Origin of the sequence: Thermotoga sp. Mc24 (assembly GCF_000784835.1) — a bacterium.
In the GTDB taxonomy this organism is placed as follows: Bacteria; Thermotogota; Thermotogae; order Thermotogales; family Thermotogaceae; genus Thermotoga.
In genome coordinates this window covers 184,771-194,753 of record NZ_JSFH01000009.1, presented here as the reverse complement: position 1 = coordinate 194,753, position 9,983 = coordinate 184,771, and the positions used below count along the sequence as shown (strand labels likewise).

The following is a 9,983-nucleotide window of genomic DNA, read 5'->3' as shown; positions in this document are numbered from 1 at the left end:
TCACCACCCCAGTCTCACAAACAGCGGAAATCTGATGCTCGAGTCCTTCAGCGTTATTGAATAACCAAAGCCCCATTTCACTCCTTCGTGCCTTTTCCAGAAGAAGTTAACGACGGCAAGATAAGGCTTTGAAGAAAAGCCCACCCTTGTTTCAAGGGTGAACATGAAATCCCCCAGATCCAAATTCTTCACAGCGCCGACGAAGAAACAGAGGGAGGAGAAATCCCAGAGTTCCACACCCGCTGTGTACTCTCCAGTGTCCATACCCACGGACGACACGGTTTCTCCTCGTGAAAAATCGTAGGAGAAACTCACAAAGACGTCTCCCTTCATCTGAACGGAGACAATCACGAGCAGAGCGAGAATGATTTTTCTCATGTTTTCCACCCCGAAACGATTATACTATGATGGGGAGGTGAAGGGATTGCTCTTCCTCGGAGTGGATGTGGGGGGAACGAAAACACTGGCCGTTCTCAGCGACGAGCAGGGAAACGTTCTGGCCGTTCACAGAGGAAAAGGTGCGAACTATCAGGTCGTTGGAAAAGAAAATGCTGTCAAGAATCTCAAAGACGTGATCGAAGGCATCCTGGACAGGTCAGGAAAGGCCAGAGAAGAGATCGATTTCGCCTTCTTCGGATACGCGGGAGCAGACTTCGACTACGAGATGAAGATCGTGAGGGAGATTCTGGAAAAACTCGATCTCAAAAGATTCGACTTCGACAACGACGGAAGGATAGCCCTGAGATCTGGCTCTTATGATGATACGGGTATCATGGTGAGCTGTGGAACGGGTAGCATTTCCTACGCTTCGGACGGCAAAAGAGTGAACAGAATAGGAGGACTTTCTTTTTCGCTGGGTGAGAGACTCGGCTCGCACTACATCGCTTCTCTTGTGACCTCCGCTGTGATGAGGGCAAAGGACGGCAGAGACGACTGGACGACGCTTGTCGAAGAGGTGGAAAAAGCGATCGGCCCGGTGGAGAACCTTCTGAGATACGATTACGAAGGAGGATACACCTCGGAGCTGGTCAGGAGAGTGAATCAGACGCTGTTCAGGTGTGCCGAAAAGGGTGACGCTGTTTCTCTCAGAATTTTCAACGAGATCGTGGTTGAAGTGAAAAAGATCATCGACGCACACAGGAAGGTGCTGGACTTCACACCTCCCATCAAACTGATCCTGGAGGGAAGCTTCTTCAAAAACGCCCCTTCTCTTCTCATAAAAATGATAGAGAGCGCCACCGGAAAAGAATACGAGGTCGTCATACCAGAACATGACCCTGTGATCGGTGCCGTGCTGTTCGCGATGGAACGGGCCGGATTGAGAGTAACAGAGGACCTTTACAACAGACTGGTGAGGAGCTACCTCAGGGAGGTGAAGAAATGCGGATCGCAGTGATAGGTGGTGGGAGCAGCTACACTCCGGAACTGGTGAAAGGACTTCTCGACATCTCCAAGGATGTTCGCATCGATGAGGTGATCTTCTACGACATCGACGAAGAAAAGCAGAAGATCGTCGTTGATTTCGTGAAGAGACTCGTCAAAGACAGGTTCAAGGTGCTAATCAGCGACACCTTCGAAGGCGCCGTCGTGGACGCAAAATACGTGATCTTTCAATTCAGACCGGGTGGACTCAAGGGCAGGGAAAACGACGAAGGCATTCCGCTGAAGTACGGTCTCATAGGTCAAGAAACAACAGGGGTTGGGGGATTCTCAGCGGCTTTGAGGGCGTTTCCCGTAATAGAGGAGTACGTTGATACCGTGAGAAGAACATCGAACGCGACCATCATAAACTTCACCAACCCATCTGGCCACATCACAGAGTTCGTGAGGAACTACCTCGAATACGAAAAATTCATAGGCCTCTGCAACGTTCCCATAAACTTCATCCGGGAGATCGCAGAGATCTTCTCAGCAAGGCTCGAAGACGTGTTCTTGAAGTACTACGGCCTCAACCATCTGAGCTTCATAGAGAAGGTTTTCGTGAAAGGTGAAGACGTGACGGAAAAGGTCTTTGAAAATCTGAAACTGAAGCTCTCCAACATACCAGACGAGGACTTCCCGGCGTGGTTCTACGACTCGGTGGAGCTTCTTGTGAATCCCTATCTGAGGTACTACCTGATGGAGAAAAAGATGTTCAAAAAGATCTCCACGCACGAACTCAGAGCAAGGGAAGTGATGAAGATAGAGAAAGAACTCTTCGAGAAGTACAGAACCGCTACCGAGATACCGGAAGAACTCACAAAGCGCGGTGGAAGCATGTACTCCACGGCGGCGGCCCACCTGATAAGAGACCTCGAAACCGACGAAGGAAAGATACACATTGTGAACACAAGAAACAACGGCTCGATCGAGAACCTCCCGGATGATTACGTCCTTGAGATACCTTGTTATGTGAGATCCGGCAGGGTCCACGCGCTCTCGCAGGGAAAAGGAGATCACTTCGCTCTTTCCTTCATCCACGCGGTGAAGATGTACGAGCGACTCACAATAGAAGCGTATCTGAAAAGATCGAAAAAACTCGCCCTGAAGGCTTTGCTTTCCCATCCTCTCGGGCCGGATGTGGAGGGCGCGAAAGACCTTCTCGAGGAGATACTGGAGGCGAACAGAGAGTACGTGAGGCTAGAATAAAAAAACACAGGGAGGGGATTTTCCCCCTCCCAATTTCTGCCGGCCACTTTATATTATACCACAAATCGCTTTTATTTGTCAAGTACTTTTTCTATCCCGTTTCTTCTTCTGGAACCATTATACCACTTTCCCGTGAAAAGACAAGTCTCCCTCAACTTTCAAATTTTTCCCTCAATTCCTTCGCAAGTACCACCATGTTTCTGAGCGATGGAATAACTTCGTCCCAGCTTCTCGTCTTGAGACCGCAGTCGGGATTGATCCAGATCAGCTCCTTAGGAAGCACCCTGAGAACTCTTTCGACTATCTCCCTCATTTCGCTTATGGATGGAACAGCAGGAGAGTGGATGTCCCAGACACCAACACCGATCTGTTTGATCCATCCTTTGAAGTTCTCAAAGGCAGAGATGATCTCACCTTTGCTCCTCGAAGCCTCAATGCTGATCACGTCGAATTCCAGCTGGTGGATGTACTCGATTATCTCGTTGAAATCCGAGTAGCACATGTGGGCGTGGATCTGTGTTTCTGGCCTCGCGTTGGCTGCCAGGTTGAAAGCGTTTATCGCCCATTCAAAGTACTCAGGCCATTTGCTCTTTTTGACAGGTGCCTTTTCTCTGAACGCGGGCTCATCGATCTGTACGATCTTTATTCCCGCCTCTTCCAGATCCTTCACTTCTTCGTTTATCGCGAGGGCTATCTGGTAAGCTATTTCTCTCTCTGGTATGTCCTCCCTGTAATAGCTCCAGCTCATGATGGTGATGGGACCTGTGAGCATCCCTTTGACGGGCTTTTCTGTAAGAGACTGAGCGTAAGAGATTTCTTCGAGCGTCATGGGTTCTGGCCGTGTGACAGTGCCGTATATAATGGGTGGACGATAACACCTCGAACCGTAAGAGAGAACCCAACCGTTCTGAGTGGTGGCGATGCCGTTCAATTTCTCAGCGAAGAACTCGACCATGTCGGTTCTTTCGAACTCACCGTGCACCAGAACATCGAGTCCCATTTCCTCCTGAAGATCTATCGCCTTTTTTATCTGTTCTTTTATGAAGGTTTCGTATTCTTCTTTGGAAATTTCTCCCTTTCTGTACTTCGACCTCATCTTTCTCACTTCGGAGGTCTGCGGAAAAGATCCGATGGTCGTTGTGGGAAAGAGCGGAAGGTTCAGTCTTTCTTTCTGGATTCTGTCGCGCTCGGTGTATTCTTTCTCTCTTTTGAACGACCCTTCTGGAAGATTTCTTACTCTCTCAACAACCAGAAGATCCTCCGCAAAATCTTCAAACGATACATCGGGAAGATCGGAAGTTCTTCCTTCAAGGAAATCTTTCAAAATTTTCAACTCTCTGAGTTTTTCTTTCGCGAAGGCGAGTTTCTCTTTCAATCCATCGGACAGATTGTCTTCCAGCTCCAGAGTCACTGGAAGATGGAAGAGCGGACAGGAATTCGAGATGGCACTCGCACCGAGTTTTTCTACCAGTAACGCCACCTTTTTGAGGTCCGCTCTCCAGGGCTGACGGCCGTTTGTCACACCGGCCACAAGCTCCTTGTCATCCGGAAATCCGTATCTTTCGAGATTTTTCAGATTTTCTTCGTTCGAGACGAAATCGAAATGAAGCCCTTTCACCGGAAGAGAGACGTACGCTTTGTAGTCAGAAACGCTGTCGTAGTAGGTGAAAATGGTCATCGGAAACTCTGAAAGCTCACGATACACGTTCAGTATCAGATCCCAGTGAGCCTTTTCAAGATCGCAAACGAAAGCGGGTTCGTTCACGAGAATTTCCTTACAGCCGTTTTCCATAAGTTTTCCGAAAGCTTCTTTGTAAACAGAAACGAGACTTTCCAGCAGTTTTTCCATCTGATCTGGTCTTCTGATCCACTCGCCGTTTCTTTTGGAAAGGTACAGGAAGGTGAAAGGACCTATCACCCACGGTGCTGTTTCTATTCCCTTCAATTTGAAGAACAGATAATCTTCAAGAGGTTTGTTTTCGAGAAGATAGAACTCTTCGGTTTCTATTTCCGGAACAAGGTAGTGATAGTTGGTGTTGAAGAATTTGGTCATTTCCAGAGCTTTTCCACCGCGTGCCATTTCGAAGTACGTCGAAAGCCCCCTGTACTCACCGAACCTCTCTGGAACAGCCCCCACCATCACCGCTGTGTCGAGCACAAAGTCGTAGTAGGAAAGTTCGTTTGAAGGAATTACATCGACGTTTTTTCTGTAGTTTTCCACCATGTACACTCTGAGTTTGTTCATCTCTTCCTCGAGCTGTTCTTCCGTGATCTTTCCCTTCCAGAAACCCTCCAGAGCCTTTTTGAATTCCCTCTTTTCTCCTATCTTCGGAAAACCGAACGCGTAAGCCTTCAACTCTTTCCACCTCCATTTGTTGTGTATTTTTAAAGAATACTACCATATGTTGTATTTGGAAAAGGTTAACGGAAGGAAAATTCATATCAACACATTTGAGCGATTCAAAACAAGTTGTGTATGATGTGTGATATACTAAGAAGTAAGAAGATTGTTCAACGATCTCCTCGCTGGTGAAAGAGGAGGAAACACCATGAAAATCCTCGTGGTGTACTACACCAGAAGTGGTCACACAAAGAAAGTAGCGGAGATTATAAAGGACATTCTGAAGGCCGATATAGATGAAGTAATGGACAGAAAACCTCGGAAAGGCATCTTCGGTTTTTTGAAAGCTGGCTACGAGGCAACGGTGGGAAAGACAACGGATATAATTTTTAAGAAAGATCCATCGGAGTACGATCTCGTTGTAGTGGGAACTCCCATCTGGAACGGAAGAGTCACCCCCGCTATCAGAACGTATTTGCTGAAGAACAGAGAAAAAATAAAGAAGGTCGCTTTCTTTGCAACATGTATCAAAAGGTACGGTGTTTGCCTTGATCAGATGCAAGAACTCTCTGGCTGCGAAGTTGTAGCAAAGAAGGTAATCTTTAGAAAGATGATCGAAAAAGACGCAAAAGATTTCGCAGAGGAAATAAAAAAAACACTACTCAATCAGGAGGGAGAACATGGTCATCAGATCATCTGATGTGAAAGTGGAAAAGGTGTTGAGCATGCGAGGCGGAAAAGGTGAAGTGGAAATGACACATCTCCTTTCCAAGGAAATTATGCACAACAAAGCAAGACTTTTTGCGAAAATGAAACTTTCACCGGGGTCTTCTGTGGGTCTTCACAAGCATGAGGGAGAGTTTGAGATATACTACATTTTATCTGGAGAAGGCGTCTTTCACGACAATGGAAAGGACGTTCCCATAAAAGCAGGAGATGTGTGCTTTACGGACTCTGGAGAGTCTCATTCAATAGAGAACACAGGAGACACGGACCTTGAGTTTCTGGCGGTGATCATTCTGTTGTAGTGTATCTGTAGTATCTTCGACCGCTGTACTCGATGATTTCCACATTTTTGCAGGATCTGAGTCTTTCTATAATCGGTTCAGGATCGATCCTCTGAGAAGTCAAAAGATCTTTTATCTCTTCTTCGCTCGTGGGATGGCGTTTGGTCATGTTCAAGACGGCATCGATTCCTTCTCCTGCAGTGATGAACCTACCGGCTGCGGGAATTTCTATCGATGTGGCATTGAAAAGTTCTTTTGCTTTCTTTATCGTTTCCTCATCTGGATGTTCAACCCATCCCTCCGCCGGAGGTCTCACAGGAACGTTCACATAAACCCTGTCCGGCTCTATCTGTGAGATCTTCTCTCTTAATTCTTCCAGTGCGAAGTCGTTCAATCCCTTCACCAGCATAACTTTAAGTCAGATCTCACCGCTGTACTCTCTTCACAACTTTTTCAAACCCTCGAACACCTTCTGAAACGATAGACTCTTGTGGGGCCTGTGGATCGTCCTGAAGTTCTTTTCGTCCCATGCAGAGAGGGTGGGCATTATTATGTCCAACAGTTTCGCTTCTTTTCTGACCTTCTCATCCCAGGAAAGCGAACCGTTCGTTATGAGTACAACGGGTTTTCCGGTGATCGATTTGCACAGACCTATCAGGGAATCGAGGGGAGTGTAAAGAGTGGGTTCACACCCTCTCCAAAGATGCTCACCATGTCGAAATCATCCCGGTGCTTCTTCACGAATCCTTTCAACTCTTCCTCGAACACCTTCAACGGAAAGAACATCTGCCCCTCCACAGTGAAATTTGTTGTTCTTCCAAGCTGGCAGTACACACACGAATATGTGCACATTTTGAACGGAATAGAGGAGACACCGAGAGATCTGTCGAACCTCCTGGAGAGAAAGATTCCGTACACACGGCCGTTAAAACTCATCCCATTTTCCTCGCCCTCTACCGTATCCTCTTCCCATTCCTCTCAGCGCGGGATTTTCATAATTCGGTCTGATGGCTCCAACTGGGCACGCATCGAAGCACTTTCCACATCGAATACACTTGTAGTTGTCGATAACGGCCTTTCCGTTCTCTATTCTAATTACACCTTCAACTGGACACACCCTGACACAATTTCCACAGCCAACACACTTCGAATTCACCCAAGGCATATCCTTACCCCTCTCTGGTGAAAGTCGTCAACTCCTCGAGTTTTCCTTCGCTGAAAGCGTCAAGTGCCTCCTGAACCGTCCCTCCTTACGAACCGACAGACCCTCACCCCAGCTGCCTTTAAAGTCTCAAACGCGTTTCTGCCGACGTTCGGGGCTATGAGATACTCTACTCCTTTCGAAACAAGACTTTGAACAACATCTGGACCCGTCCCATGTGTATCGGCGATGGTGTTCCCAACAACTTCCATGTTTCCAGACTCCGTGTCGTAGATGATGAAATACTCTGCCTTGGCGAATCTATCACTCACCATGGAAGACAGATCCTTCCCCACAGATGGAATCGCTACCTTTGACATAGTGCCTCCTCCTCAAGAAATTTTCTCGATGATCTTCTCAACTATCTTCACTATGCTTCTTTATGGACTCTGCCGCGGGACTGCTTTCGTACGTAATCACCGACTTGCACTCCATAGAAGCCTTTACCACCGTTTCGTCGAACGGAATTTTTCCCAGTAGATCGAGCCCTTCATTCAAACAGTAATCCTCTATCTCTCGAGACACGACCGAGTTTATATCGTACTTGTTGATCACTATTCCAAATTCTCTCTTGAGACACTTCAACGTTTCCACGATTCTCTTGAGGTCGTGAAGTCCGGACATGGTTGGCTCAGTGACAACAACCACATAGTTCACTCCGACGATAGACGACGTGGCAGAGCACCCTATACCGGGAGCCCCATCTATGATCACATAGTCTCGTTTCAGTTCTTCCGCTTTCTCGAAAGCGAGCTTATGAACCTCCGCTACGAGTCCACCAGAATCCTCTTCACCAGGGCTCAGCCGAGCGTAAACAATGGATTTGTCCCCAGACCAGGTGAAGAAATACCTTCCAGAGAAATTGAACCAGAGTAATGACATTTCTGGGACAGGAAACCACACACGCGTTGCACCCTTCGCAAGCGTACTGGTCAACTCTGTATTTCTCGCCCTGGATTATTGCATCGAATCTGCACACCTTTTCACAAATACCACATCTGTCACATTTCTATTGATCTATAATGGCCTCCTTTCCACCGTAGTATTCGTGCTCTTCCACAGGATCTCCAGGAAACAGGATGTAAAGGTTGGATGCATCGACCTCACAATCTGCGAGCAGGGAATTTTCAAGAAGAACCCCGAGAGACGCGGTGAACGTTGTTTTCCCTGTTCCACCTTTTCCACTCACGACAGCGATCTGCTTCATCGAACCATCACCTCGATCTTTTCGAACAGCTCCAGGAAGTCTTTTTTCATATCCTGGAAGGCCTCGACAATCAGCTTTCCTTCGGCGCAGAGAGAAGCTATCTCCCTTTTGAACGGTATCTTCAGAAGAACAGGTATTCCCTCTTCATCGGCGAACTCTTCGATGATGGTGTTACCTGGAATGTATCTGTTGACAACGATACCGGAGGGTATCCCCATCTCTTTTGTGAGCTCGACTGCCAGTTTCAAGTCGTGAAGGCCAAAAGCGGTCGGCTCGGTTACCAATAGAGCGAAATCTGTGTTTCTCAAGCTTTCCACGACAGGACAGGACGTGCCCGGAGGAGCGTCAACGATCACAACATCCGCTTTCTCATCGATGTGCTTTTTCAACTTCCTGATGACGGGAACTCCCGTTCGCTCTCCGATGTTCAGAATCCCCATACCGAACGAGATGTTTCCATCGGCCGTTCCAAATCTTATCTTTCCTATCTCCTTTGGCCTTTCGGAGATCGCGTTGACGGGACACATTATAGAACATGCACCGCACCCATGACAGAGACTTTCGAAAACGAACGTTCCGCTCGGAAAGACGGATATGGCTCCAAACTGACAGGTGCTTGCACACTCACCGCATCGAATACACACGGAGTTGTCCACAACCGGAATCATCAGGTGGACTGGCTCTTCGAAAGAAACATCGACGTTGAAAAAGATGTGATCGTTGGGTTCCTCCACGTCCGCATCGAGAAGCTGCACCCTGTAACTTTCCGAGAGCGCTTTTGCCATGTTGACAGAAACGGTGGTCTTTCCTGTTCCTCCCTTTCCGCTGAGAACAGTTATCTTCGTCATGCATATCCCTCCACGGTTTCATTATATACCATAAACATATATTATTGCGAACATTTCTCAATAAATTCAAAGAAAAGTCATTTCTTCGTTCCTCTTATCACCACAAAAGCACCTTCACCGTAGCCTTCCTTAACCGGTTCGATCTCACTGAGCTCCGATGGGTGTTTGAAGAGAGTTTGGACGACTTTGAATTCTTCAAAACCCGCTTTTCTCATCAGATCCATCAGTTCCTCCGTTGAGAAGAATCGAGCGTTTTTGTAGAAAACGCTCTTTTCTTTGTTTTTTTCGTATTCTCTTCCAAGAAAACTCTCCCTGTCCACGATACCGACGATGAGATACCCACCCTTTTTGAGGATACGATAGGCTTCTTTCAACGCCCTTTCCGGATCATCCACAAAGCAGATCGTTGTCACCATCAACGCGAAATCGAAGCTTTCATCCTTCAAGGGAAGGTTCTCCGCTGTACCCTTCAAAACGAACACGCCTCGCTTTCTTGCTATCTCTGCCATGCGCTCTGAAGGTTCCACCCTGATCTTTATCTTCAAAGGAACAGCGAACCTTCCTGTACCAACCCCTATCTCCACTCCCCTTCCCTCTGGAAGAAGAGTCTTCACCGCTTTGAGTTCAGAAAGATAGGCGAATTTATGCTTTAAGAACCACTCCTCGTACTCGTTCACGAAGTGTTCAAAGACATCCCACATGCTTTTTCACCGTCCTTCCTGATAAAATAAAGTCCACGGGAGGTGACACC

The 9,983-nt window shown here is 47.4% G+C and carries 16 protein-coding genes; 4 read left to right on the top strand and 12 right to left on the bottom strand.

Features of this window, described 5'->3' with window-relative positions; translation table 11 throughout:
- Positions 1–378 carry a hypothetical protein gene (locus tag MC24_RS05195; RefSeq protein ID WP_038053148.1) on the bottom strand — a complete coding sequence of 126 codons (378 nt, stop codon included), beginning with the start codon at positions 376–378 and terminating at the stop codon, positions 1–3.
- A gap of 46 nt (positions 379–424) precedes the next feature.
- Here MC24_RS05195 and MC24_RS05190 point away from each other — a divergent pair, with 46 nt between their 5' ends.
- Together MC24_RS05190 and bglT are read left to right on the top strand one after the other, a co-directional pair.
- Positions 425–1,396: an N-acetylglucosamine kinase gene (locus MC24_RS05190; protein WP_038053145.1), complete on the top strand. Its 972-nt coding sequence runs from the start codon at positions 425–427 to the stop codon at positions 1,394–1,396.
- Complete coding sequence (gene bglT, locus MC24_RS05185) at positions 1,381–2,628, top strand: 6-phospho-beta-glucosidase BglT (RefSeq protein WP_038053143.1); 1,248 nt, start codon at positions 1,381–1,383, stop codon at positions 2,626–2,628. Before MC24_RS05190 ends, bglT begins: the two co-directional genes overlap by 16 nt.
- Before the next feature lie 151 nt (positions 2,629–2,779).
- Here bglT and metE read toward each other — a convergent pair whose 3' ends face one another.
- Positions 2,780–4,984: a 5-methyltetrahydropteroyltriglutamate--homocysteine S-methyltransferase gene (metE, locus tag MC24_RS05180; RefSeq protein WP_038053142.1), complete on the bottom strand. Its 2,205-nt coding sequence runs from the start codon at positions 4,982–4,984 to the stop codon at positions 2,780–2,782.
- Between the two features lie 193 nt (positions 4,985–5,177).
- Here metE and MC24_RS05175 point away from each other — a divergent pair, with 193 nt between their 5' ends.
- Positions 5,178–5,669 (top strand): flavodoxin family protein, encoded by a 492-nt coding sequence (locus MC24_RS05175; protein ID WP_052125268.1) that lies wholly within the window; start codon positions 5,178–5,180, stop codon positions 5,667–5,669.
- Positions 5,650–5,997, top strand: a complete 348-nt coding sequence (locus MC24_RS05170; protein WP_038053140.1) for a cupin domain-containing protein — start codon at positions 5,650–5,652, stop codon at positions 5,995–5,997. The genes MC24_RS05175 and MC24_RS05170 overlap by 20 nt, the downstream gene beginning before the upstream one ends.
- Here MC24_RS05170 and MC24_RS09820 read toward each other — a convergent pair.
- The 10 genes from MC24_RS09820 to MC24_RS05140 all read right to left on the bottom strand — a co-directional run bounded on the left by MC24_RS09820 (position 5,984) and on the right by MC24_RS05140 (position 9,933).
- Positions 5,984–6,385 carry a hypothetical protein gene (locus MC24_RS09820; protein ID WP_235280308.1) on the bottom strand — a complete coding sequence of 134 codons (402 nt, stop codon included), beginning with the start codon at positions 6,383–6,385 and terminating at the stop codon, positions 5,984–5,986. The genes MC24_RS05170 and MC24_RS09820 overlap by 14 nt on opposite strands.
- A 33-nt stretch (positions 6,386–6,418) precedes the next feature.
- Entirely contained in the window at positions 6,419–6,625 is a 207-nt protein-coding gene (locus MC24_RS10005) for a hypothetical protein (RefSeq protein WP_327146592.1), read from the bottom strand.
- A gap of 5 nt (positions 6,626–6,630) precedes the next feature.
- Positions 6,631–6,912: a hypothetical protein gene (locus tag MC24_RS09815; protein WP_235280307.1), complete on the bottom strand. Its 282-nt coding sequence runs from the start codon at positions 6,910–6,912 to the stop codon at positions 6,631–6,633.
- Positions 6,902–7,141 (bottom strand): DUF362 domain-containing protein, encoded by a 240-nt coding sequence (locus MC24_RS05160; RefSeq protein WP_038053137.1) that lies wholly within the window; start codon positions 7,139–7,141, stop codon positions 6,902–6,904. The genes MC24_RS09815 and MC24_RS05160 overlap by 11 nt, the downstream gene beginning before the upstream one ends.
- A 59-nt stretch (positions 7,142–7,200) precedes the next feature.
- A complete protein-coding gene (locus MC24_RS05155; RefSeq protein WP_235280306.1) occupies positions 7,201–7,497 on the bottom strand; it encodes a NifB/NifX family molybdenum-iron cluster-binding protein in 297 nt (98 codons plus the stop codon).
- Between the two features lie 37 nt (positions 7,498–7,534).
- Positions 7,535–8,059 (bottom strand): nucleotide-binding protein, encoded by a 525-nt coding sequence (locus MC24_RS09810; protein WP_235280305.1) that lies wholly within the window; start codon positions 8,057–8,059, stop codon positions 7,535–7,537.
- Entirely contained in the window at positions 7,968–8,168 is a 201-nt protein-coding gene (locus MC24_RS09805) for a 4Fe-4S binding protein (RefSeq protein WP_327146590.1), read from the bottom strand. Before MC24_RS09805 ends, MC24_RS09810 begins: the two co-directional genes overlap by 92 nt.
- Positions 8,169–8,186: 18 nt before the next feature.
- Positions 8,187–8,384, bottom strand: a complete 198-nt coding sequence (locus MC24_RS09800) for a nucleotide-binding protein (protein ID WP_235280303.1) — start codon at positions 8,382–8,384, stop codon at positions 8,187–8,189.
- The gene (locus tag MC24_RS05145; RefSeq protein WP_004079932.1) at positions 8,381–9,232 is read right to left on the bottom strand and encodes an ATP-binding protein; all 852 of its coding nucleotides are present in this window, start codon (positions 9,230–9,232) and stop codon (positions 8,381–8,383) included. Before MC24_RS05145 ends, MC24_RS09800 begins: the two co-directional genes overlap by 4 nt.
- A gap of 77 nt (positions 9,233–9,309) precedes the next feature.
- Positions 9,310–9,933 carry a class I SAM-dependent methyltransferase gene (locus MC24_RS05140; RefSeq protein ID WP_038053134.1) on the bottom strand — a complete coding sequence of 208 codons (624 nt, stop codon included), beginning with the start codon at positions 9,931–9,933 and terminating at the stop codon, positions 9,310–9,312.
- Between the last annotated feature and the right edge of the window lie 50 nt (positions 9,934–9,983).